27 protein-coding genes are annotated in these 22,535 nt (G+C 68.0%); 6 read left to right on the forward strand and 21 right to left on the reverse strand.

Translation table 11 applies throughout. From position 1 onward, the window contains the following. Positions 1 to 13: 13 nt before the first annotated feature. The 14 genes from mgtE to ACT6SE_RS04145 all read right to left on the reverse strand — a co-directional run bounded on the left by mgtE (position 14) and on the right by ACT6SE_RS04145 (position 12,101). Complete coding sequence (mgtE, locus tag ACT6SE_RS04080) at positions 14 to 1,375, reverse strand: magnesium transporter (RefSeq protein ID WP_008266103.1); 1,362 nt, start codon at positions 1,373 to 1,375, stop codon at positions 14 to 16. Positions 1,376 to 1,603: 228 nt separating this feature from the next. Then, the gene (gene ptsP, locus ACT6SE_RS04085; RefSeq protein ID WP_032958484.1) at positions 1,604 to 3,373 is read right to left on the reverse strand and encodes a phosphoenolpyruvate--protein phosphotransferase; all 1,770 of its coding nucleotides are present in this window, start codon (positions 3,371 to 3,373) and stop codon (positions 1,604 to 1,606) included. A gap of 2 nt (positions 3,374 to 3,375) precedes the next feature. Continuing rightward, positions 3,376 to 3,645 carry an HPr family phosphocarrier protein gene (locus ACT6SE_RS04090; RefSeq protein WP_005408385.1) on the reverse strand — a complete coding sequence of 90 codons (270 nt, stop codon included), beginning with the start codon at positions 3,643 to 3,645 and terminating at the stop codon, positions 3,376 to 3,378. Continuing rightward, positions 3,638 to 4,030: a PTS sugar transporter subunit IIA gene (locus ACT6SE_RS04095; protein WP_032958481.1), complete on the reverse strand. Its 393-nt coding sequence runs from the start codon at positions 4,028 to 4,030 to the stop codon at positions 3,638 to 3,640. Before ACT6SE_RS04095 ends, ACT6SE_RS04090 begins: the two co-directional genes overlap by 8 nt. A 323-nt stretch (positions 4,031 to 4,353) precedes the next feature. After that, the gene (rapZ, locus tag ACT6SE_RS04100) at positions 4,354 to 5,238 is read right to left on the reverse strand and encodes an RNase adapter RapZ (protein WP_014646231.1); all 885 of its coding nucleotides are present in this window, start codon (positions 5,236 to 5,238) and stop codon (positions 4,354 to 4,356) included. Positions 5,239 to 5,265: 27 nt separating this feature from the next. Beyond that, entirely contained in the window at positions 5,266 to 6,216 is a 951-nt protein-coding gene (gene hprK / locus ACT6SE_RS04105; protein WP_005408388.1) for an HPr(Ser) kinase/phosphatase, read from the reverse strand. Then, positions 6,213 to 6,665: a PTS sugar transporter subunit IIA gene (locus ACT6SE_RS04110; protein ID WP_032130191.1), complete on the reverse strand. Its 453-nt coding sequence runs from the start codon at positions 6,663 to 6,665 to the stop codon at positions 6,213 to 6,215. Before ACT6SE_RS04110 ends, hprK begins: the two co-directional genes overlap by 4 nt. 21 nt (positions 6,666 to 6,686) lie before the next feature. Beyond that, complete coding sequence (gene hpf / locus ACT6SE_RS04115; protein ID WP_005415556.1) at positions 6,687 to 7,004, reverse strand: ribosome hibernation-promoting factor, HPF/YfiA family; 318 nt, start codon at positions 7,002 to 7,004, stop codon at positions 6,687 to 6,689. Between the two features lie 58 nt (positions 7,005 to 7,062). Next, entirely contained in the window at positions 7,063 to 8,484 is a 1,422-nt protein-coding gene (locus tag ACT6SE_RS04120) for an RNA polymerase factor sigma-54 (protein ID WP_014646233.1), read from the reverse strand. Positions 8,485 to 8,524: 40 nt separating this feature from the next. Continuing rightward, complete coding sequence (gene lptB / locus ACT6SE_RS04125) at positions 8,525 to 9,244, reverse strand: LPS export ABC transporter ATP-binding protein (RefSeq protein ID WP_005415558.1); 720 nt, start codon at positions 9,242 to 9,244, stop codon at positions 8,525 to 8,527. Further along, the gene (gene lptA, locus ACT6SE_RS04130) at positions 9,244 to 9,810 is read right to left on the reverse strand and encodes a lipopolysaccharide transport periplasmic protein LptA (protein WP_032959333.1); all 567 of its coding nucleotides are present in this window, start codon (positions 9,808 to 9,810) and stop codon (positions 9,244 to 9,246) included. The genes lptB and lptA overlap by 1 nt, the downstream gene beginning before the upstream one ends. 101 nt (positions 9,811 to 9,911) lie before the next feature. Continuing rightward, entirely contained in the window at positions 9,912 to 10,487 is a 576-nt protein-coding gene (gene lptC / locus ACT6SE_RS04135) for an LPS export ABC transporter periplasmic protein LptC (RefSeq protein WP_014646235.1), read from the reverse strand. After that, positions 10,484 to 11,032: a KdsC family phosphatase gene (locus ACT6SE_RS04140; protein ID WP_014036245.1), complete on the reverse strand. Its 549-nt coding sequence runs from the start codon at positions 11,030 to 11,032 to the stop codon at positions 10,484 to 10,486. Before ACT6SE_RS04140 ends, lptC begins: the two co-directional genes overlap by 4 nt. Positions 11,033 to 11,099: 67 nt before the next feature. Continuing rightward, a complete protein-coding gene (locus tag ACT6SE_RS04145) occupies positions 11,100 to 12,101 on the reverse strand; it encodes a KpsF/GutQ family sugar-phosphate isomerase (protein ID WP_014646236.1) in 1,002 nt (333 codons plus the stop codon). A gap of 54 nt (positions 12,102 to 12,155) precedes the next feature. Here ACT6SE_RS04145 and ACT6SE_RS04150 point away from each other — a divergent pair, with 54 nt between their 5' ends. The 3 genes from ACT6SE_RS04150 to ACT6SE_RS04160 are packed head-to-tail and all read left to right on the forward strand — an operon-like array spanning position 12,156 to position 13,993. Next, positions 12,156 to 12,386 (forward strand): BolA family protein, encoded by a 231-nt coding sequence (locus ACT6SE_RS04150; protein ID WP_005408396.1) that lies wholly within the window; start codon positions 12,156 to 12,158, stop codon positions 12,384 to 12,386. Between the two features lie 21 nt (positions 12,387 to 12,407). Then, the gene (gene murA / locus ACT6SE_RS04155; RefSeq protein ID WP_014646237.1) at positions 12,408 to 13,679 is read left to right on the forward strand and encodes a UDP-N-acetylglucosamine 1-carboxyvinyltransferase; all 1,272 of its coding nucleotides are present in this window, start codon (positions 12,408 to 12,410) and stop codon (positions 13,677 to 13,679) included. Further along, positions 13,676 to 13,993 (forward strand): hypothetical protein, encoded by a 318-nt coding sequence (locus ACT6SE_RS04160; protein WP_032957609.1) that lies wholly within the window; start codon positions 13,676 to 13,678, stop codon positions 13,991 to 13,993. The genes murA and ACT6SE_RS04160 overlap by 4 nt, the downstream gene beginning before the upstream one ends. 139 nt (positions 13,994 to 14,132) lie before the next feature. On the opposite strand, the gene ACT6SE_RS04165 is transcribed toward ACT6SE_RS04160, so the two are convergent. The 7 genes from ACT6SE_RS04165 to purM all read right to left on the reverse strand — a co-directional run bounded on the left by ACT6SE_RS04165 (position 14,133) and on the right by purM (position 19,059). Continuing rightward, positions 14,133 to 14,816 carry a DUF3108 domain-containing protein gene (locus ACT6SE_RS04165; RefSeq protein WP_014036249.1) on the reverse strand — a complete coding sequence of 228 codons (684 nt, stop codon included), beginning with the start codon at positions 14,814 to 14,816 and terminating at the stop codon, positions 14,133 to 14,135. A gap of 2 nt (positions 14,817 to 14,818) precedes the next feature. Then, a complete protein-coding gene (locus tag ACT6SE_RS04170; protein ID WP_046429311.1) occupies positions 14,819 to 15,643 on the reverse strand; it encodes a DUF3108 domain-containing protein in 825 nt (274 codons plus the stop codon). 68 nt (positions 15,644 to 15,711) lie between these two features. Next, positions 15,712 to 16,371: a phosphoribosylglycinamide formyltransferase gene (gene purN / locus ACT6SE_RS04175; protein WP_014646240.1), complete on the reverse strand. Its 660-nt coding sequence runs from the start codon at positions 16,369 to 16,371 to the stop codon at positions 15,712 to 15,714. Further along, positions 16,368 to 17,030, reverse strand: coding sequence for a DUF2238 domain-containing protein (locus tag ACT6SE_RS04180; protein ID WP_032957613.1), 663 nt, complete (start codon positions 17,028 to 17,030; stop codon positions 16,368 to 16,370). Before ACT6SE_RS04180 ends, purN begins: the two co-directional genes overlap by 4 nt. Positions 17,031 to 17,071: 41 nt before the next feature. Beyond that, entirely contained in the window at positions 17,072 to 17,494 is a 423-nt protein-coding gene (locus tag ACT6SE_RS04185) for a hypothetical protein (RefSeq protein WP_046429313.1), read from the reverse strand. Continuing rightward, on the reverse strand, positions 17,491 to 17,979 hold the full coding sequence (locus tag ACT6SE_RS04190) for a hypothetical protein (RefSeq protein WP_032957615.1): 489 nt from the start codon (positions 17,977 to 17,979) through the stop codon (positions 17,491 to 17,493). Before ACT6SE_RS04190 ends, ACT6SE_RS04185 begins: the two co-directional genes overlap by 4 nt. A 21-nt stretch (positions 17,980 to 18,000) precedes the next feature. Beyond that, on the reverse strand, positions 18,001 to 19,059 hold the full coding sequence (gene purM, locus ACT6SE_RS04195; RefSeq protein WP_014646244.1) for a phosphoribosylformylglycinamidine cyclo-ligase: 1,059 nt from the start codon (positions 19,057 to 19,059) through the stop codon (positions 18,001 to 18,003). 99 nt (positions 19,060 to 19,158) lie between these two features. Between purM and ACT6SE_RS04200 the strand changes: the two genes are divergently transcribed. The 3 genes from ACT6SE_RS04200 to hda are packed head-to-tail and all read left to right on the forward strand — an operon-like array spanning position 19,159 to position 22,171. After that, complete coding sequence (locus tag ACT6SE_RS04200; RefSeq protein WP_014646245.1) at positions 19,159 to 20,298, forward strand: DUF2066 domain-containing protein; 1,140 nt, start codon at positions 19,159 to 19,161, stop codon at positions 20,296 to 20,298. Further along, on the forward strand, positions 20,295 to 21,464 hold the full coding sequence (locus tag ACT6SE_RS04205) for an AI-2E family transporter (RefSeq protein WP_014646246.1): 1,170 nt from the start codon (positions 20,295 to 20,297) through the stop codon (positions 21,462 to 21,464). The genes ACT6SE_RS04200 and ACT6SE_RS04205 overlap by 4 nt, the downstream gene beginning before the upstream one ends. Continuing rightward, entirely contained in the window at positions 21,464 to 22,171 is a 708-nt protein-coding gene (gene hda, locus ACT6SE_RS04210; RefSeq protein WP_014646247.1) for a DnaA regulatory inactivator Hda, read from the forward strand. The genes ACT6SE_RS04205 and hda overlap by 1 nt, the downstream gene beginning before the upstream one ends. Positions 22,172 to 22,535 lie beyond the last annotated feature (364 nt).

Consider the following 22,535-nt stretch of genomic DNA (forward strand, 5'->3'; position numbering starts at 1 on the left):
CATTATTGTGAGGTCAGTGCAGCAGCACCAGCGTGGCCAGGCCGAGGAAGGTGAAGAAGCCCATCGAGTCGGTCACGGCGGTCAGGAAGATGCCGCTGGCCAGCGCCGGGTCGAAGCCGAAGCGTTTCAGGGTCAGTGGCACCAGCACGCCGGCCAGTGCGGCGAACAGCAGGTTGCAGGTCAGCGCGATGGCGATCACCGCCGACAGTCCGGGCGAGTGGAACCAGGCCAGCACGATCAGCCCCAGCACGGAACCCAGCATCACGCCGTTCAACAAGGCGACCCGCACCTCCTTCCACAGCAGCGTGCGCGCGTTGGACGCGCCTACCTGGCCCAGTGCCAGGCCGCGCACCATCAGCGCCAGCACCTGGGTACCGGCATTGCCGCCCAGGCCCGCCACGATCGGCATCAGCACGGCCAGCGCCACCAGCTTGTCGATGGTGCCTTCGAAGTGGCCGACCACGCTGGAGGCCAGGAAGGCGGTGCACAGGTTCACCGACAGCCACATCAAGCGCCGGCGCATGGCGCGCCAGACCGGGCTGAACAGGTCTTCGTCCTCGTCCAGGCCGGCGGCGCCCAGTGCCTGGTGCTCGGCCTGGCCACGGATGATGTCGACCACGTCATCGATGGTGATGCGGCCGATCAGGATGTTGTTGTCGTCCACCACCGGCGCGGAGATCCAGTCATGGTCGGAGAACTGGCGGGCGACCTCCTGGTCGCTCTCGCCGACGTCAATGGCCGGCTGCTCGTCGTCGATCAGGCGGTTGATCGGGGTGGTGTCCTCGTGGGTCACCAGTGCCGCCAGCGACACCCGGCCGAGGTACTGATGGCGCCGGCTGACCACGAACAGGTGATCGGTATGGTCCGGCAGTTCGCCGCGCAGGCGCAGGTAGCGCAGCACCACGTCGACATTGACGTCGGCGCGCACGGTCACCACGTCCGGGTTCATCAGGCGGCCGGCGCTGTCCTCGGGATAGGACAGCACCTGCTCCAGGCGCTCGCGGTTCTCGCGGTCCATCGACTTGAGGACCTCGTCGATGACCGTATCGGGCAGGTCTTCGACCAGGTCGGCCAGGTCGTCGATGTCCAGGTCTTCGACCGCGGCGATGATCTCGTCCGGGTCCATGTCCGCGAGCAGGCTCTCGCGCACGTCTTCGCCGACGTGGACCAGCACCTCGCCGTCATCTTCCGGATCAACCAGGCCCCACACCACCTCGCGCTTGCCCGGCGGCAGCGATTCAAGCAGGTTGCCGATCTCGGCCGGGGCCAGGGTGTTGACCAGCCGACGTACCGGGCCCAGCCGGCCGCTGTCCAGGGCATCGGACAACATCCGCAGTTGGCGCGCAGTCTTGTCGTGGCGTACAGCTTCAGCCATCGCAGCTCCCGCGGGATAAGAAAAGCCGCGATCCCGGCAAGGATGCGGCAACAGGGGTGTTCAGCGCGTCATTATCGCAAGGGGATGTTTCAACGCATAGCCGCCGGGTGGCGGTAGTGCCGGCCGCTGGCCGGCAACCTCTTGGCCTTCAACGAGACGGGGCCAGATCCCTTTTCCCGCGGAAAAGGGATCTGACCCCAGGCGTGCATGCCCGGCGAGCGGGTGGTGTCAGGGCGTATCGGCCACCAGCGCCAGCCAGCGTTCGATGGCGCGGCGGTCGCGCGCGGCCAGCAGCTTCGGGGCACGGGCGCGCAGCGCACCCAGATCGGCTTCGCGGATGGCGCGGCGCACCTCCAGCAACGTACCGGGATGCAGGCTGAACTCGCTCAGGCCCAGCGCCAGCAGCAACGGGGTCATCCGCGCATCACCGGCCATCTCGCCACAGACCGCCACCGGAATGCGGTGGCGTGCGCCGGTCTCGATCACCATCTGCAACAGCCGCAGCACCGCCGGGTGCAACGGTGAATACAACTCACCCAGCGCCTCGTTGTTGCGGTCGGCGGCCAGCAGGTACTGCACCAGGTCGTTGGTGCCGATCGACAGGAAATCGACCAGATCGATGAAACTCTCCAGCGCCAATGCCGCCGCCGGGACTTCGATCATCGCGCCCAGCGGCACGTGCTCGGACACCATATGGCCTTCGCTGCGCAGCTGTTCGCTCAGCTTGAGCATGCGCCGGCGCACCGCCAGCAGTTCCTCGCGGGTGCTGACCATCGGCACCAGCACGCGCAGCTTGCCGTAGGCCGAGGCGCGCAGGATCGCGCGCAGCTGGGTGTCGGCCACCTTGGGCCGTGCCAGCGACAGGCGCACGCCGCGCAGGCCCAGTGCCGGGTTCTCTTCGTTGCTCAGGGTCAGGCCGGTACGATCGGCCTTGTCCGCACCCAGGTCGAGCGTGCGGATGGTTACCGGCCGGCCGCTCATGCCCAGTGCGGCATCACGGTAGGTCTGGAACTGTTCTTCTTCGTCCGGCAGCTCGTTGCGCTGCAGGAACAGGAATTCGGTGCGGTACAGGCCCAGCCCCTGCGCGCCCAGCGCATGCGCCTGGGTGACGTCCTCCAGCGATTCGGCATTGGCCAGCAAGGCAATGTCGACCTGGTCGCGGGTACGGCTGGGCTTGCTGCGCAGGCGGCCAAGCTCGCGCTGCTCGCGCGCGTGTTCCTTCAGGCGTGCGCGGTAGTCACGCAGGTTGTCGGCCAGCGGGTTGACGGTGATGCTGCCGTCGGCACCGTCGATGATCAGCACGTCGCCGTCGGCGACGCGGCTGAGCAGTTGCGGCACATTGACGATCAGGGGCAGGTGCAGGCTGCGCGCCAGGATCGCGCTGTGCGACAGCGCGCTGCCGGCGGCGGTGACGATGCCGACCACCCCCTGCGCCTGCAGCTGCGCCAGTTCGGATGGGGCGATGTTGTCGCAGACCAGGATCTCGCCGGCCAGGCCCTTCATCACCGGCGGGCGTTCGGGTTGCAGGAAGGCGTGGATGCGGCCGATCACATGGTCGAGATCGTCCATGCGGCTCTTCAGGTAGGCATCGTCCATGCCATCGAAGACCTTGGCCAGGCGGTCACGCTGCAGGCGCAGCGCGTAGCCGGCACTGTACGGGCCGCTGCGGATCAGTTCGTCCAGGCCATACAGCAGCTCGGGGTCGTCCAGCAGCAACGCGTGCAGGTCGAGGAACTCGCCCACTTCCTGGTTCAGTGCGCCATGCAGGCGCTGACGCAGTTCGTGCATTTCCGTACGCGCGGCATCCAGCGCACGGTGCAGGCGGGCCAGTTCGGCCTCGACCTGGTGGGCGGCCACGCGTTGCTCGGCCACTTCCAGTGCATGCGGCAGCCGCACGCGCGCCCGGCCCATCGCCGTTCCGCGCGCCGCGCCATGGCCGGCCAACAGCTGTACCGGCCGTTGGCCGGAAGGGAGCTGGCCGGCGCGTGCGCGTGGCACGCTCAGCTGTCCTCGTCGAAGCGGCGTTCGAACAGGCCCACCACCGCCTCCATCGCGGCGGCTTCATCTTCGCCGTTGATGCGCACGGTGACCGGAGTGCCCTGGCCGGCGGCCAGCAGCATCACGCCCATGATGCTCTTGGCGTTGATCTCACGGCCCTTGGCGGCCATGGTCACGTTGCAGCGGAACGGCGCCAGGGTCTGCACCAGCTTGGCGGTGGCCCGGGCATGCAGGCCCAGGCGGTTGCTGACGGTGAGTTCTCGTTCAAGCATCGTCGACTATCGCTCCATTACGGGTACCCGCCGCGGCTGTGGCGGGCAGTTGATCCAGTCCCTGTTCCGGATAATTCATCACCCGCAGCAACATCGGCAGGCTCAGTGCCGACACCCGGCGAACCGGGGTCCCCAGCCGGGCCAGCTGCCCTGCAAGGTTGGCGGGGCTGGCGCCGTACAGGTCGGTCAGGATCAGCACGCCCTCACCACTGTCGACCCGCCGCAGGGCGGCCGAGGCGAGCGGGAGCAGGGCGTCCATGTCTGCGTCGAACGGTACTTCGAAAGCTTCGGTTTTCAGCGGCAATTGCCGCAGGAGCCGGGTCGCCACGTCAAGCAGGGCGGTCCCGACCCCAGGATGTGTTACGAGGAGAATGCCACAGGTCATTACTGCACGTTAACAGGTCAAGGTGAATCGGCGATAGCAGCAGATGAGGGGCACTGTGTCCCGTATTCAGCGTTATCGGGGTCAGAGCCCTTTTCCCCTGGAAAAGGGATCCGACCCCATGCGTTTTTCGATGCCTGGCAGCGATTCATCCACGCATGGTGTGGATCCATCGTGTCGACCAAGGTCGACACCTACCCACACCGCCCCGCCATCCCACGGAATGCCGCTTTTGCTGTTGCTGTTGCTGTTGCTGTTGCTGTTGCTGTTGCCGGTCAGCGGCCGGCACTACCGACGGGTGTCGGGCGCAGCCCGGCCGGCCACCCTCAATCCTGTTCGCGGTGGTACGTCGCCACGTCCTGCCAGCCCATCTCGCGGGCATGCCGGGCCATGCGCTCGGCCAGGAACACCGAGCGGTGCTTGCCGCCGGTGCAGCCGAACGCCACGGTCACGTAGCTGCGGGTGCCATCACCCAGTTTCGGCAGCCAGGTATCGAGGAAATCCATCAGCTGGGCCAGGTAGCGCTGCACGTCCGGTTGCGCTTCCAGGTAGTCGCGTACACCCGGTTCGCGGCCGCTGAGCGCACGCAGGTCCGGGTCCCAGTGTGGATTGGGCAGCACCCGCGCATCGAACACGAAGTCCGCCTCGGCGGGTACACCGCGCTTGTAGGCGAATGATTCGAACAGCAGCGACAGGCCGGTGGCATGGTCCATCGCGAACTCGGTGATGATCCGCCGCCGCAGTTGGTGCACGTTGAGGTTGCTGGTATCGATCACCGCATCGGCCTCGCGGCGCAATGGCGCGGTCAGCTCGCGCTCGCGGGCGATCGCCTCGGGCAATGACAGGCCCAGCTGGCTCAGCGGATGGCGGCGGCGGGTGTCGGCATAGCGCTTGAGCACCGTTTCGTCGCTGGCCTCGAAGAACAGCACCTTCACTTCCACGCCGGCGTCGGTGGCCAGCTGCCGCCAGTCGCCCAGCTGGCTCAGGTCGGCCTGGCCGCGCACGTCGATGCCCACCGCCAGCCGGCGCGGCGCGCTGCCGTCGTGGTTGGCCAGCAGGCTGCGCACGAAGTCCGGCAGCAGGTGGATCGGCAGGTTGTCCGAGCAGTAGTAGTCCTGATCCTCGAAGGTCTTCAGGGCGACGGATTTACCCGAGCCGGACAGGCCGCTGACGATGATCAGGGTCGGGGCGGAGGGGGTGGCGGTGCTCATGGACAGGCTCTTCGAGGGGCAGGGGAATCAGGGTGTTCGCCGTTCCAGCAGATTGCTGTGGCGGGCGATGAACATCGCTGCCGGATCAATGCCCTTGGTGCGCAGGATGTGCAGGCGGGTGGCGGCTTCGGTCAGCACGGCCAGGTTGCGGCCGGGCATCACCGGCAGGGTGATCAGCGGAACGTCGAGGTCCAGCACATGGCGGGTGCCCGAGTCGCCGGTCAGGCGCTCGTAGCCATGCGGGGTGGGTTCGGTCATCGGCTTGGTCAGGTGGACGATCAGCCGAAGGTACTTGTTCTTCTTTACAGCCGTGTCGCCGAACATCTCGCGCACATTCAGCACGCCCAGGCCGCGCACTTCCAGCAGGTCCTGCAGCAGTTCGGGGCAGGTGCCGTCGAGCACGTCCGGGGCGATCTGGGTGAATTCGGGCGCATCGTCGGCTACCAGGCGATGGCCGCGGCTTAGCAGCTCCAGCGCCAGCTCGCTCTTGCCCGACCCGGCCTCACCGGTGATCAGCACGCCGATGGAATAGATCTCCATGAACACGCCATGCAGGATCACCCGCGGCGCCAGCGTGCGCGCCAGGTGGTAGGACAGGTGGTTGAGCAGTTCGTGGCCGCGCTTGGGCGACAGCCACAGCGGTGTGCCGGATTCATCGGCGGCCGCGCGCAGGTCTTCCGGGCACGCCTGGTTGCGGGTCAGCACCAGCGCCAGCGGATGCGACTGCATGATCTTCTCGATGGTCTCCCAACGCTGGCGGGGTTCCAGCGCGTCCAGCCAGGACAGTTCCTCGGTGCCCAGGATCTGCACCTTGTTGGGATAGATCGCATTGAGGTAGCCGGCCAGCGACGGACGCCGCGAGACCGTGTTGCCGGCCTCCAGCTCGCGTTTCTCACCGGATTTGCCAGCGGCCCAGCGCAGCCCCAGCCGCTCGCGCTGCTGTTCGAACAGTTCACGGGCGGTGATGCTGGTATTCATGCGGCACTCGCAGGTGGGGTCATGTCCAGCGCCTCGCGCAGCGCCCGGGCATCGCCGGCTTCGCGCAGAGCCTGGCGGATGTCCGGTGCGGAAAACAGCTCGGCCAGCTCGGACAGCAGCATCAGGTGCTGGTGGGTGTAGTGGGCGGGGACGGCCATCGCGAACACCAGGTCCACCGGTTCGTCGCCGCCGAAATCGACCGGGGTCGCCAGTCGCAGCAGGGCGCCACGGGGGCGGTCCAGGGTCGGCGCGCGGCCGTGGGGGATGGCGATGCCGTGGCCGATCGCGGTGCTGCCCAGGGCTTCGCGCTGGCACAGGTTCAGATAGATCTGTTCGGCGTTGGCCTGGCGGCAGGCCAGCAACCCGGCGGCGGCCTGCAGGACGCTGTCACGGTCGGTGGCCGTGCAGAGCTGGGTCTGCACGGCCGCCAGGAGGTCAGTCAGGGGCATGTCTGCGGGGAACGGTGGCGATCAGCCACCATTGTCGCCCACCGGCAGCGGTGCGTGCTGCTGTTTTTTCTCCTTGTGCTTGATGACCAGGCGGTCAAGCTTGTCCGCAAGCAGGTCGATCGCGGCATACATGGTCTGGCCGCCGGCCTCGGCGTGCAGGGTCTGCCCCGGAATGTTGAGGCTGGCGTCGACGTGGTGTTCGGTCTTCTGCAGCTTGAGGGTCACCCGCGCTTCGCAGTGCTGGTCGAAGTGTTTTCCGATCCGGGCCAGCTTCTCCTCTACATAGGACTGCAGGGCCGGGGTGACTTCGACGTCTTTGCCAAACGTTTCGATGCGCATCGGGTTTCTCCTGTGTTCGGATGTGCCAATGAACCTCTCCGCCGGGCGCGGCGGCGCGTCAAGCGATTCTGACCCTTTCGTGCGAGGCGGAAATGTTCATGGCTTCACGATACTTCGCCACGGTGCGTCGCGCTACTGGAATTCCCGACGATTTGAGCAGGTCAGCCAGCTTGGCGTCAGAAAGCGGCTTGCGCGGGTTCTCGTCGTCGATCAGGCGGCGGATCATCGCCTGGATGGCCGTGCTGGACGCCTCGCCACCGCCTTCGGTATCGATGCCCGAGGCGAAGAAGGCGCGCAGCGGCAGGGTGCCGCGCGGCGTGCGCACGTGCTTGCGGGCGATCGCGCGCGACACCGTGGATTCGTGCAGGCCCAGCTCGGCGGCGATCTCGCGCAGGGTCAGCGGGCGCAGCGCCTGCTCGCCGAATTCGAGGAAGCCGGCCTGTTGCAGGATCAGGCTGCGCACCACCCGCAGCAGGGTTTCGCCGCGCTGCTGCAGGCCCTTCAGCAGCCAGCGCGCCTCCTGCAGCTGGCCGCGCAGGTAGCCGGCGTCGGCCTCGCCACAGCGGCGGATCAGCTGTTCGTAGCCACGGTGGATCACCACCTTCGGCCCGGCATGGGCCGCCAGCGCTGCGCGCCAGATGCCGTTCTGCCGCCACACCACCACGTCGGGCACCACATAGGTGTCCTGCGACAGCGGCGCGATCTGCGTGCCCGGACGCGGGTCCAGCGAGCGCAGCAGCGCGACCGCCGTCTCGACCTCGTCCAGCGGCTGTTTCAGTTCATGCGCCAGCCCGGAGACGCCACTGCGCGGCAGCCGTTCCAGCGGGCCTGCGGCAATCTGTCGCGCCAGCGCCAGCCCCGGCGTGTCGGCAGGCAACACGTCCAGCTGCAGCTGCAGGCACTCGCCGAGCGTGCGCGCGGCAACGCCGACCGGGTCGAAACGCTGGATGCGATGCAGCACCGCGAGGATTTCATCCTCACCGGCATGGACCGCCGGCAGCAGGGTTTCGGCGATGGTGGCCAGCGGTTCGCGCAGGTAACCATCGTCGTCCAGCGCATCGATCAGTGCAGCGCCGATGCTGCGGTCATGCGTGGAAAGATGCGACAGGTGCAGCTGCCACAGCAGGTGGTCGGCCAGCGTTTCGGTTTCCGCCACGCGCTCGGCGGCACTGCCGGTGTCATCGTCATCGTCGAAGCTGCCACCACTGCCGGCGGCACTCCAGTCGAGTTCGGCCGGCGCCCAGTCGTCGCCGTTGTCGGTGCGTTCGGCGGGCGCGTCGGCATCGGTGCTGTCGCTGGCCTCATTGGCGGCACTGCTGTCGTTGCTGTCGGCCCAGTCCAGCAGCGGATTGCTCTCCACGGCCTGGGCGATTTCAAGCTCCAGCTCGGTCGTGGACATCTGCAGCAGCTTGATCGCCTGCTGCAGCTGGGGCGTGAGCACCAGCTGTTGTCCCAACGATGTCTGCAGCCGAGTCTTCATGCCTGTGCCGAACGGAAGGAAAGGGACCCGGCGCCTGCGGTCACAGCTTGAAGGAATCCCCAAGGTAGACGCGACGTACGTCGGCGTTGTCCAGGATCGCCTCCGGCGAGCCCTGGGCCAGCACGGTGCCCTCGGCGAGGATATACGCGCGGTCGCAGATTCCCAAGGTCTCGCGCACGTTGTGGTCGGTGATCAGCACGCCGATGCCACGCTGCTTGAGATGGGTGACGATGCGCTGGATTTCACCCACCGAGATCGGGTCGACACCGGCAAACGGTTCGTCGAGCAGGATCAGGCGCGGCTGCGCGGCCAGTGCGCGGGCGATCTCGCAGCGACGACGTTCGCCACCGGACAGGCTGGCGCCGAGCTGGTCGGCCACATGGCCCAGCTGCAATTCGTCGAGCAGGCTGTTCAATTCGCGTTCGCGGCCGGCCGAATCCAGGTCTTCGCGAAGCTCCAGTACCAGGCGGAGGTTGTCGGCCACCGTCAGCTTGCGGAACACCGACGGCTCCTGCGGCAGGTAGCCCACGCCCTGCTTGGCACGGGTGTACATCGGATCGCTGGTGATGTCCTTGCCGTCGAGCACGATGCTGCCGGCATCGGCGGCGACCAGGCCGACGATCATGTAGAAGCAGGTGGTCTTGCCGGCACCGTTGGGGCCGAGCAGGCCCACCACTTCACCGGCGTCGAGGGTCAGCCCGAAGTCCTTGACGACTTCGCGCTGCTTGTAGCGCTTGCGCAGGCCCTTGGCGACGAGCATTACTTCTTGCTCCCGGCCGGCTTGGCCGACGTGCTGGCCGGCGCCGCCGCCTTGGGCGTGGCCGCCGGCTGTGCCGCCGCGTTCTTGTTCTTCGGCGGAATGACGGTGCGCACGCGGCTGCCATCGCCACCGGAATTCATTTCGCCGCTACGGGTGTTGTAGACCATGCGCTGGCCGGCATTGGTGCCGCGCGCGCTGGTGACCTTGTAGTTGCCGGTCAGGGTGATGATCTCGGTCTTGATGTCGTAGTCGATGCGATCAGCCACCGCGTCCATCCAGGTGCCATCGTCGAGCTGCTGCTTCATCGTGGCCTGCTTGCCGGTGAACACCGCACGCACGGCCTCGCCGTCCTTCAGGTAGATCTCGGCTTCGGACGAGCGGATGTCCAGCGAGCCCTGGGTGACGGTCACGCCCTGCGAGAGCACGGTCTTGCCATCGCCGGTGAGCACGCCCGACTGCGCGCCGGAGTCGATGTTCATGTTCTCGTTGCGGTCGGTGGACTTGGCAAAGGCAGCGCTGGGAACAAGGAGACCGAGCGCGAGTACGGCTGCAAAGGGAATCTTCATCGGGGTCCGTTCTACCGGTGGGGCCGCCCGGGAAACCGGGGGCGGATGGGTGGGCTGCCTGCCTTGCGCCTGTCCGGGGACGTCGCAGGAGGGCGGCGGAATCAGCGTCGGGGCGTGTAACGGCCCTTGGACTGGCTGAGGAAATGATACGTGTTGTTCTTCGAATCCACCTCGAAGCCAACGCCGGACTGTTCCATGCCGGGGCGGGTCATGGTGACCAGCGCATCGGTGCGGGCACGGTTCTCCTTCGGGAACACGTCCAGGTGGTCGGTGCGGAAGGTGGTCGGCACCACGCCCGGATCGGCCGGGCTGTCGCCGGCGACATTGCCGCGCAGCTTCATCTGGTCGCCCTTGGCGCTGAGCCAGCCCGTCTCGGCACGCAGGGTCCAGTGCTTGCCATCCTTGTCCGGCATCTCGAACAGCGGCGTGGCGATGTTGATGGTCTGGTCGCCACGCTGGCGCTCCAGCAACGGTGCGCGCAGGGTGGTCGATTCCTTGCCGTGCTCATCCAGGGCGACGACCTGGAAGTCGTGCAGGACGTAGTCCACGCCGACATCCTGGCCGGCAGTGGCCGGACCCTTGTCGCGGTTGCGCAGGGCCGCCCAGCTGCTGAGCAGGGCCGCCAGCAGCAGGCCGATGCCGAGCAGGGTGCGCCAGTTCAGGCTCGGCAGGTTCATGCGCCGAACCTCGCCAAGACCGCGTCCACATGACCCTGCGCGGCCAGCAGGATGTCACACAGCTCACGGGCTGCACCACGTCCGCCGTCGGCGCGGGTCTGCCAATGCACGCGCTCGGCGATCCACGGGTGGGCGTTGGCCGGCGCCACCGCCAGGCCGACCGCGCCCAGCGGTGCCAGGTCCGGCAGGTCGTCGCCCATGAAGGCCACCTGCTCCAGACCGATGCCGTGCTGCGCACACAGCGCCTGCACGCTGGCCAGCTTGTCGCCCACGGCGATCTGGGTATCGATGCCGAGGTCGGCGCCGCGCCTGAGCGCGGACTGGCTGTTGCGCGCGGTGATCAGCACGGGGTGGATGCCGTGCTGCTGCAGCAGTTTCAGGCCCAGGCCATCCTGCACGAAGTACGCCTTGCTCTCGTTGCCGTCCTTGTCGTAGTACAGCCGACCGTCGGTGAGGGTGCCGTCCACGTCGAAGCAGGCCAGGCGGACGCGGGCCGCGGCGGCATGCAGGTGGGCGGGGAAGGCGGGCAGGGGGGACCAGGGCATCAGGGTGGCAGGCTCGGTGGATTCGGGTTGGGACGGTACAGACTGAATGGGGTCTACGGACTGTCGGTTAAACCACCCGGGCCCGCAACAGGTCATGAATGTTCAGGGCACCGACCGCCCGGCCCTGGTCGTCAACCACGATCAGGCCCGTGATCTTGTGGGTCTCCATCAGCCGGGCAGCCTCCACCGCCAGCTGGTCGGCGCCGATGGTACGTGGGTTGCGGGTCATCACATCGGCGATCTTCGCGGTGCGCACGTCCAGCGCGCTGTCCAGCGCCCGGCGCAGGTCACCGTCGGTGAACAGGCCGATCAGCACACCGTCGGCATCGACCACGGCGGTCATGCCCAGCCGCTTGCGGCTCATTTCGACCAGCGCCTCGCTGAGGCTGGCGTCGGCCCCCACGCTGGGCAGGTCCTCCCCGGTGTGCATGACGTCGGTGATGTGCAGCAGCAGGCGGCGGCCGAGGCTGCCGGCCGGGTGCGAGCGGGCGAAATCGTCGGCGGTGAAGCCGCGTGCGTCGAGCAGGGCCACGGCCAGCGCATCGCCCATCGCCAGCGAGGCGGTGGTGCTGGAGGTCGGCGCCAGCGCCAGCGGGCAGGCCTCGGCCGGCACGCTGACGTCCAGGTGGATATCGGCGGCGGTGGCCAGGCTGGACTGCGGGCGGCCGGTCATGGAAATCAGCACGTTGCCCTGGCGCTTGAGCACCGGCAGCAGCATCAGCACTTCGTCCGATTCGCCCGAATAGGACAGGGCCAGCACCACGTCGGCCTCGGTGATCATGCCCAGGTCACCATGGCCGGCTTCGCCCGGATGCACGTAGAACGCGGGAGTGCCGGTGGAGGCCAGCGTAGCGGCGATCTTGCGGGCGATGTGCCCGGACTTGCCCATGCCGGTGGCGACCACCCGGCCGCGGCTGGCCAGGATCGCCTGGCAAGCCTGCTGGAAGGCCTCGCCGAGGCGGTCGGCCACGGCATCCAGCGCCTGCCGCTCGATCTCGAAGACGCGGCGGCCGCTGGCGACCAGGCCGGCAGGGTCGACGGAACGGGGGGGCAACAGGGATTCGGCCATGCGGACGCCACGCAGCGGAAGTAGAATGGAGGCACATTTTATTAGGAAAGCCCGTTGGACGCCGACACCATCCGCAACCTGATCGAAACCGGCCTGCCCGGCGCCCGCGCCGACGTGCAGGGCGACGATGGCGTGCATTTCGAAGCGACCGTGGTCTGCGAGGCCTTTGCCGGCAAGATGCCGCTGGCCCGCCACCGGATGGTCTATGCCACCCTGGGCGACCTGATGGGCGGCGCGATCCACGCGCTGGCGCTGAAAACCGTGACCCCGGCCGAAGCCGGCTGAACCGCAGAAGATCCCGAATACATGGCCAAGATCGTTGTGACCGGCGGCGCTGCGCTGCACGGTGAAGTGAGCATCTCCGGCGCCAAGAACGCCGTCCTCCCCATTCTCTGCGCGACCCTGCTGGCCGATGCGCCGGTGGAGATCACCAACGTGCCGCACCTGCACGATGTGGTCACCACGGTGAAGCTGCTGGGTGAACTGGGTGCCAAGGTCACCATCGACCAGGGCACGCTGTCGCGCGGCAGTGCGATCGTGGTCGACCCGCGTCCGGTCAACCAGCATGTCGCCCCGTACGAGCTGGTCAAGACCATGCGCGCCTCGATCCTGGTGCTGGGCCCGCTGCTGGCCCGCTTCGGCGCGGCGGAAGTGTCGCTGCCCGGCGGCTGCGCGATCGGCTCGCGTCCGGTCGACCAGCACATCAAGGGCCTGCAGGCGCTGGGCGCCGAGATCGTGGTCGAGAACGGCTTCATCAAGGCCACGGCCAAGCGCCTGAAGGGCGGCCATTTCACCTTCGACATGGTCAGCGTTACCGGCACCGAGAACGTGCTGATGGGCGCGGTGCTGGCCGAAGGCACCACCATCCTCGACAACTGTGCGATGGAACCGGAAGTGACCGATCTGGCGCATTGCCTGATCGCGCTGGGCGCGAAGATCGAAGGCCTGGGCACTGCCCGCCTGGTCATCGAAGGCGTCGAGCGCCTGTCCGGCGGCCGCCATGAAGTGCTGCCCGACCGCATCGAGACCGGCACCTTCCTGGTGGCTGCGGCGATGACCGGCGGCAAGGTCACGGTCAACCGTGCGCGCCCGAACACCATGGACGCGGTGCTGTCCAAGCTGGTCGAAGCCGGTGCGAAGATCGAGACCACCGACGACACCATCACCCTGGACATGCAGGGCAAGCGGCCGAAGGCGGTCAACCTGACCACCGCACCGTACCCGGCGTTCCCGACCGACATGCAGGCGCAGTTCATGGCGCTCAACTGCGTGGCCGACGGCGTCGGCGTGATCAACGAAACGATCTTCGAAAACCGTTTCATGCACGTCAACGAGTTGCTGCGCCTGGGCGCGGACATCCAGGTCGAAGGCCACACCGCCATCGTGCGGGGCAGCGAGCACCTGAGTGGCGCACCGGTGATGGCCACCGACCTGCGTGCCTCGGCCTCGCTGATCCTGGCCGGCCTGATGGCCAGCGGCGAGACCACCATCGACCGCATCTACCACCTTGACCGTGGCTACGAGAACATCGAAGAGAAGCTGTCTTCGCTCGGTGCCACCATCCGGCGCGTGCCATGATCCTGCGCGGCAAGTTCAGCCCGCGTCGCAAGGCGCTGCTGGCGCTGGTGCTGATCGTGCTGGCGTGGCTGGGCTACGCCTGGTACGCCAACATCGCCATCACCCAGGGCATCGAGCAGAAGGACATGGACTGGAATGGCGATGGCACGGTCTCGCGCGACGAGATCATCGAGTCGTTCTATGCGGTTGCGGTGAATGACAGCCAGGACGGCAACCGCCATTGCCGCACCTTCGTCTGGCGCAGCACCGGCGAGCAGATCCGCGTGGACTGCCGTACCGAGTTCAAGCCGGCGGCGGCCGAAGAAAAGAAGTAAGAAAAACGCCCGCGAAAGCGGGCGTTTTCTTTTCGCGGGGCCCGGGGTCGGACCCCTTTCCATCGGAAAGGGCTCCGACCCCAGCCACACAACCGGGGTCAGAGCCCATCCCCGAGGGGATGGGATCCGACCCCGGCACTCAGTTCATCGCCTTGATGGTCAGGTCCAGTGCATCGCGGTCGTTCTCCCGCTGCAGCATGCGCGCCGGCACCGGGAACTCCGGCACGATCCAGGCGATCAGCTCCTTGTTGCCGTCGGCACGCGAGACCTTGGTCGCTTCGTAGCTCTTGCCGCCCACGGTGATCGACTCCTTGCCGATGACGCGGTAGGTCATGTTCTTGATGCGGCCTTCGTCGACCATGCGATAGGTCAGCGGCTTGCCGGCGGCGAGGTCACGGGCGATCGCCAGGTTGATCAGCAGCGCGTCCATGTCACCGGATTTCAGTGCGATAGGTCCAGCGCGGTCCGGCTTGATGTCGCCGGTCCAGGTGGCCTGGTTGCTGGTCCAGTTGTAGTTGGCCTGCACGTTGCGCTTCTTCACCAGCAGCGCCGAACGGTCCTGGCTGCTGAGCGGGCGCAGCTGGCCGCGCACTTCTTCGAACACGGTGCTCTGGCTCAGGTCGGCCAGCTGGTTCTTCACCTGCAGCGTGTAGCGCCACTTGTTGGCACCCTCGCTGCTCAGCGTCATGCTGCCATTGGCCTGCATGCCCATGTAGCTGGCCAGGTAATCGGCCTTGAACGGCTGCAGGGCCATGGCCGGCAGGCTGGCCACCGACAGCGCGGCTGCAGCGATCCAGGTGAGGGGGCGGGTCAGGGTGCTCATGCTCAGACTCCTTGGTATTCGATCAGGCGCAGATCGACGCGGTCTTCGCCGTCTTCGCGTTGCAGGATGCGCACCGGGGTGGGGACACCGTTGGCGATCCAGAGGATGGTTTCGTTGTTGCCGCCGTTGGTCCGGTAGACCCGCAGCGCGTTGTAGGACAGGTCGCCGACCTCGACGTTCTCGGTTTGCGGCGCGGCCTGGTAGTCGTGCTGGCGGACCTTGCCCATGTCCACGTAGCGGTAGTGCATGGTGGCACCCGGACGGGCATCCCGCATGATCGCCAGGTTGATCAGCAGGGCGCTCTGGTCGCCCGGCTGCAGCGGAATCGGCTGCGCACGCTTCTTCTCGACGTCGCCGGTCCACTGCGCGGTACCGGCCTGCCAGTTGTACGTGCCGACCGCCTTCTTGCCCAGGAACAGGCCCTTGCGCACCGTGCTCTGGCTCAGCGGTGCATAGGCGCCGGCGCGCTCCTCGAACACCGTGCTCTGCTCGATGTTCAGGCCCAGCACGCTGGCAAAGCCGCGGCGGCCGACCACCTGCATGTCGACCCGCCACTGGTTGCCGCCGGTATGGGTGACCTGCATGCTGGCGTCGCCGGCCTCCTTGCCTTTGTAGAAGGCCTGGTAGGTGGCGCTGAACGGCTGCAGCGGCGGCGGTTCCCACGCCAAGGCCGGCAGGGCCGGGGCCGCCGCTTCGGCCGGCGGTTGCACCGCTGGCACCGGCGCCGGAGCCGGCGAGGCAGGCGCCTGCGCCTGGCCCCAACCCACGCCGGGGAGCACGACAAGCGACAGCAGCAGCGAAGTGGACAGCAGGGTCGTGGTCTTCATGGAAGAGAGGAGCCGCAGGAGGTGGGCAGGATGCCAGCCCCGCAGTCAGCGGGGCGTGTGCGTGGGCGTTACCGGTTCAGGTTCCCGGCGGAATCTAGGGCCAGCGGGCTAAACAGGGGGTGACCGTCCAGTTGCGGCTGGCCCTCCCGTTCAGTCAGGCGGCCGGCGCACAGCAGCTGCAGCGTGGCGATCAGCAGGGGATGCTCCACCGCCAGCACACGCGCGGCCAGCGTGTCGGCGTCATCGCCGGGCAGCACCGGTACCCGCACCTGGGCCAGCACGGCGCCGGCGTCCAGCTCGGGTACGACCAGGTGCACGCTGGCACCGTGCTCGGCATCGCCTGCATCCAGTGCCCGCGCATGCGTGTCCAGCCCCTTGTGCAGCGGCAGCAGCGACGGGTGGATGTTGACCAGGCGGCCATTGAAGCGCTGCACGAAGGCGGCGCCGAGTATGCGCATGTAGCCGGCGCAGACGATCCAGTCCGGTGCGACCGCGGCCAGTGCGTCGCCCAGTGCCTGCTCGTAGGCGGCGCGGTCCTGGAATTCCTTCGGCGCATGCGCCCAGCGCAGGTTGGCGCTGACCCGCTGCAGCGCGGCGGCGGCCGGGCGGTCGGAAAATACGCCGACGACCTCGGCGCGCAGGCGTCCCGCAGCGATGGCATCGAGGATGGCCTGCAGGTTGCTGCCGCGGCCGGAGGCAAGCACGGCAATGCGGGTGGGCGCGGTCATTGCGGGGTACTCCGGCGGATCAGCGGCCAGGTCAGCAGGCTGCCCACGGTGGCCATCAGCATGTCGGCATGGGCGTCCCACATGTCGCCCTGCTGCCCGTTGTAGGCCTCGGCGGCGTCCGGCGACAGGGCGAGCGCGATGGCCCATTCGAACCACTCGTAGACCAGGCTGGCGCACATCACCGTCATCACCGCCAGGGTGAAGGCCTGGCCGCGGCGCAGCGCCGGCCAGGCGTGACGTGCCAGCTGCAGCAGTGCCGGCGTGAAACAGACGCCGAACAGGAAGTGGATGAGGCGGTCGAAATGATTGCGCTGCCAGCCGAACGCCGCATTCGGCGACCAGCCGATCAGCGCCTGCGTCCACGCGTCGTAGGGAACGTTCGAGTACAGCCAGCGGGCGGCCACACAGTGCAGCGCGATGAAGCCGCAGATCGCGATGAAGGCACCGTTGCCCAGCCAGCCACCCCGGCGGTCGACCCACAGCAGGGCGCCCAGGCCGATCACGGTCAGCGTGCTGTGCAGCGCCTGCTCGGTGGGCCACAGCGGCTGGATCCAGCTGACCGCGAATACCGCCAGTACGGCAGCGAAGGCCAGCTTCTTGGGGCGCGAGAAACGGAAGGCGCTGGGCGAAGCGGTCGTGGGGAGGGCAGGCGCGGACATGGGAAGTCGATCAGGAAAGGGCGGGGCGTCTGCCGGCAAGTTCAGACGCGGAGATGGTCGCCGCAGTCGAACAGGGCGGCCATGTCAGGCTTGGACAGGAACACCCAGGCATAGGCGGTCAGGGCCATGCCCAGCGGGCCGGCCAGCACCGCCAGCCAGGCCGCGCGCTGGCACCAGGCCAGCCCGGTGCGGCGCGACAGCAGGCGCGCGGTGTGCAGCTGCACGAAGCCCAGCGCGGCAGCCAGCGCTGAAACGACGCCGTACACGGTGGCCAGTACCGCGCCATCGTTCAGCCCGCGCGAGCTGGCAACCAGGCCGATGAAACCGAGGAAGGCCAGCGCGGCCATCCAGTGGAAAACCGCCAGCGCGTAGAACAGCACCTTCAGCGTCTGCAGGTGGCTGCCCAGCTGAAGGTGCGCCAGGGTCTGCTGCGGCAGCGGCGGCGGTGCGCCCGGGCTCGTCATGCCGCCGTGCCCGCTGTGTCGAACGCGGCCTTGACCTGCGGACGCAGCAGCGTGATCAGGCTGAGTACTCCCAGCACGGTACCGATCGGCGTGAACAGACAGGCCAGCCCGGCCACGATCAGGCACAGCAGGTAGCGGCGGCGGCGGGCCAGGCAACGGCCGGCGTAGGCCACGAACGCGCCCAGGGTGACGCCACCGAACACGATGACACAGCCGATCACGACGAACATCCAGCCGAACACGCGCTGTTCGGCCGGCGACGAGGGCTGGCCGCCGGAGTTCATCGGCAGGTTGCCGGTGAGCGCGGTGACGCCGAGCACGATGTGGACGATGAAGATCAGCGAGAACAGCGCGATCAGGCCGCCGACCACGTAGTGCGCGATTGACAGCATGCGCAGGTGGTCGGCGTCCTGGGGGCTGAACGCCGGTACCGCCGTCGTTGGCGGCGGCACGGGGGTAGGGGGCAGCGGGGGCATTGCGTCCATGCGGGCTCCTCGGGGCCGGGTTCAGCCGATGTGGACGCGCTCGGCGCCTTCAGCAGTGACCACCTGGCCGATGGTCCAGTGGTCCAGGCCCTGCGCCTTGACCGCCTCGGACACGGCGGCGACCTGGTCGGCTGCCACGATCAGCACGAAGCCGATGCCGCAGTTGAAGGTGCGCCACATCTCGCTGTCGGCCACGGCGCCTTCCTTCTGCAGCCACTGGAACACCGGCGGCAGGGTCCAGGACGATGCCTGGATGTCCAGGCCGAGGCCGTCGGGCACCACGCGGATGATGTTCTCGGTCAGGCCGCCACCGGTGATGTGGGCCATGCCGTGGATGGCCTCGCCGTGCGACTTCAGCAGTGCCAGGATCGGCTTCACGTACAGGCGGGTCGGTGCCATCAGCGCGTCGACCAGCTTCACGCCGCCCTCCAGCTCCAGGTCGGCCGGGCGGCCGGCGCGGTCGTAGATGCGGCGCACCAGCGAGTAGCCGTTGGAGTGCGGGCCGGACGAGGCGATGCCGATCAGCACGTCGCCGGCGGCCACGCTGGCGCCGTCCTTCAGCTCGCTCTTCTCGACCGCGGCGACCGTGAAGCCGGCCAGGTCGTACTCGCCCGGGGCATACATGTCGGGCATCTCAGCGGTTTCGCCGCCGATCAGCGCGCAGCCGGCCTCGGTGCAGCCGTTGGCGATGCCGCCCACGACCGCTGCGGCGGTGTCGATGTCCAGCTTGCCGGTGGCGAAGTAGTCCAGGAAGAAAAGCGGCTCGGCACCCTGCACCAGCACGTCGTTCACGCACATGGCGACCAGGTCGATGCCGATCGTATCGTGGCGGTTCAGCTGGTGGGCCAGCTTCAGCTTGGTGCCCACACCATCGGTACCCGACACCAGCACCGGCTCGCGGTACTTGTTGGACAGGTCGAACAGGGCGCCGAAGCCGCCCAGGCCGCCCATCACTTCCGGGCGGAAGCTGCGCTTGACCAGGGGCTTGATCCGCTCGACCAGCGCGTTGCCGGCGTCGATGTCGACCCCCGCGTCACGGTAGGTGAGGGGGGAAGGGGCGGAAGACGGGGTGTTGGTCACGGGCGTCGGCGCTGGCAGGGGTTGAATGAGCGATTTTAACAGGCCGCATTGGCGCAAAGGCCGTATTCGGGCAACAATTCCCCCGGATTCGTCGAGCCAATGGATGTCCTGATGCGCCGCAGCCTGATTCTGACCCTGCTCCTTGCACTGAGCCTGCCGGTGGCCACGATGGCCCAGAGCGGCCTGCGCACCGAGGGAGATGTCGCCACCGCTTCGGGGGCCTACGAGGCCGAAGTGCCCGTCAACAGCCAGGCCGAGGCCGATCGCAACGGTGCCCTGGCCCGTGCCCTGAGCGTGGTGCTGGGCAAGCTGTCCGGCGACCGCAACGTGATGTCACGCCCCGGCGTGGTGCAGGCGCTGCGCAATGCCAAGGACTACGTGGCCAGCTACGACTACAAGCAGGACCAGAGCGTGGGTGCCAGCGGCGCACCGAGCTTCCGGACCCTGCTGGTGGCCCGCTTCCGCGAGGATGACGTCGATTCGCTGGTCTCGGCGCTGGGCCTGCCGCTGTGGCCGCAGCCGCGACCGAAGCCGGTGCTGTGGCTGGCCGTCGACGACGGCAGTGGCCCGCGCCTGGTCAGCGTGCAGCAGGCCAATGCCGCCCGCCCGCTGCTGAACCGCGCCATCGAGCGGGGTTACAAGCTGGGCCTGCCCAGCGGCGGTGCTGCCGAACAGGCCCTGGCCGGTGCCATCTGGCGCCAGGACAGCGCCGCCGTGGCCCGTGCCTCCTCGCGCTACTCGCCGCCGATGCAGCTGATCGGCAAGCTTTACCGCGCCAACGGTGGCTGGCAGGCGGACTGGGTGTTCGTCGACAACGGCCGCGAACTGAACAAGTGGACCAGCAAGGACGCCAACGCCATGCGCGCGATGGCCGCCGGTGCCGACGGTGCCGCCGATGCGCTGGTCAAGCGCTATGCCAAGGCCGGCGTGGCCGTCGGCCAGGCCGGCACCTACCGCCTGGTGGTGACCGGCATCAACAGCGCCGATGACTACCTGCGGCTGGCCGCTGGCCTGCGCGAGGTGCCGGTGGTGCGCAGCGTCACCCCGCTGCACGCCTCGGCCGGCCAACTGGAGCTGAGCGTGGAGATGACCACCGGCCTGGCCGGCTTCAACCGCATGCTTGGCGACAATGGCGTGCTGGTGCCAAGCGCGCCGCTGCCGGCCCTGCCGACCCCGATCGATGACACCACCGGTGCCCCGGTGGCCGCGCCGGTCAGCAACGAGTACCGCCTGCGATGATCCTGAGCCCGGAAGCTGAAATCGCGCAGTTCCTGCGCCGGCTGAAGTACATCCTGTTCGCCGGCCTGATCGGCTGGGTGGTGTGGCTGCTGGCGCCGATCCTGACCCCGTTCGTGCTGGCACTGGCGCTGGCCTGGCTGGGTGACCCGCTGGTGGACCGCATCGAGGCCACCGGCCGCTCGCGCATGACCGGCGTGGTGCTGGTGTTCGCAGCGATGGTGCTGGTGATCGTGGCACTGCTGCTGGTGCTGGTGCCGATGATCGAGCGCCAGATCACCACCCTGATCGCGGCCGCGCCGCAGGCGCAGGCGTGGCTGATGCAGACCGGCATCCCCTGGTTCGAGCACAAGACCGGCCTGGAAGTGATGCAGTGGCTGGATCCGGACCGCCTGATCGAATGGGTGCGCAGCCATTGGCAGCAGGCCGGCGGCTTCGCCACCACGTTCATGGGCTACGTCTCGCGTTCGGGCTTTGCGATGGTGACCTGGGTGGTCAACATCCTGCTGCTGCCGATCCTGGCGTTCTACTTCCTGCGCGACTGGGACAAGCTGGTCGAGCGGGTGGCCTCGGTGATTCCGCGCAACCAGATCGGCACCATCAGCGCGCTGGCGCGTGAATCCAACGAGGTGCTGGGTGCGTTCATCCGTGGCCAGTTCCTGGTGATGCTGGCGCTGGGCGTGATCTACGCCGGTGGCCTGTCGCTGGTCGGCCTCAAGCTGGGCCTGCTGATCGGCCTGATTGCCGGCCTGATCAGCTTCATCCCGTACCTGGGCGCGACCACCGGCGTGCTGATGGCGGTGATCGCCGCGCTGGTGCAGGCGCAGGGCTTCGACCTGAAGCTGCTGATCCTGGTCGGCGTGGTGTTCACCGTGGGCCAGCTGCTGGAAAGCTACGTGCTGACCCCGCGCATCGTCGGCGACAAGATCGGCCTGCACCCGGTGGCGGTGATCTTCGCGGTGATGGCCGGCGGCCAGCTGTTCGGCTTCCTCGGCATGCTGCTGGCGCTGCCGGTAGCGGCGGTGACCAACGTGCTGCTGCGCTATGCCCACCAGCGCTATCGGCAGAGCGAACTGTACGTGGGCGAGAAGCCGGCGATCGTGCTTGATGGCGTGGTCGACGCGCCCCATATCATCGTTCCGGACGACAAGGGCCCCGACCTGAAGTGATGGGTGTGCCGCAACTGCCGCTGGCCCTGCATTACCCGCGGGACCAGCGCCTGGAGACCTTCATCGGCGCGCCGGATGGCGCGCTGGCGCAGCTGCGCGCGATCGCGGTTGGCGCCAGCCACGACTGGGTCTACCTGGAAGGTGCGGCGGGAACCGGCAAGACCCACCAGGCGCTGGCGATGTGCTCCAGCGCCGAGCAGGCCGGACGGTTGCCGACGTACGTGCCGCTGGCCAGCGCCGCCGGCCGTGTCCGTGCGGCGCTTGATGGGCTGGAAGCGCGCGAACTGGTGGCGCTGGACGGCCTGGACGAGGTTGCCGGCAACCGCGAGGATGAGATCGCGCTGTTCGATTTCCACAACCGTGCACGCGCTGCGGGCGTGACCGTGCTGTACACGGCACAGAAGGCGCCGGGCGAACTGGGCCTGGTGCTGCCGGACCTGCGCTCGCGGCTGGGCCAGTGCGTGCGCGTGCTGCTGCAGCCGCTGGATGAGGAAGGACGGGCGGCGGTGCTGCGCGAGCGTGCACTGCGACGCGGCCTGGCCATCGACGAAGCGGCCATCGAGTGGCTGCTGTCGCACACCGGCCGTGAGCTGGGTGGATTGATCACCCTGCTGGACTGGCTGGACCGCGAATCGCTGGCGGCGAAGCGGCGGATCACCGTGCCGTTCCTGCGCCAGGTGCTGGAAGAAGGCCGGCCTCGTTACTGAGGGATGTTGTTCGGCAGGGCTGCGCCCTGCACCCGCAGAAGCAACGTCAACGTCAAAAGCTGGCTTCCTGAGGGGAGGCGGGGCGCTGTGGGCTTGCGGGGCCGCCGTAAACCCGTCCCTGGGGGCTTGGTCGCCGCATCCATGCGGCTCACACCCCGCAAGCCCACAGCGCCCCGCCTTCGACAGGTTCCCGCGATCTGCCTGGTCTCTGTACTGCACTGCTGTTGGTGGGTGTCGACCTTGGTCGATACGTGTCTTGCTTGTGGTGGGTGACGACCGTTGGTCGTCACCAGAGCGAAGCGACCCGCTTCTGCTTTTCTTTCTTTCTTCCGTGGCTGGACGCGCACGGAAACTGTCAGAGGCC

It is taken from the genome of Stenotrophomonas sp. LC732, from assembly GCF_052446685.1.
In the GTDB taxonomy this organism is placed as follows: domain Bacteria; phylum Pseudomonadota; class Gammaproteobacteria; order Xanthomonadales; family Xanthomonadaceae; genus Stenotrophomonas; species Stenotrophomonas muris.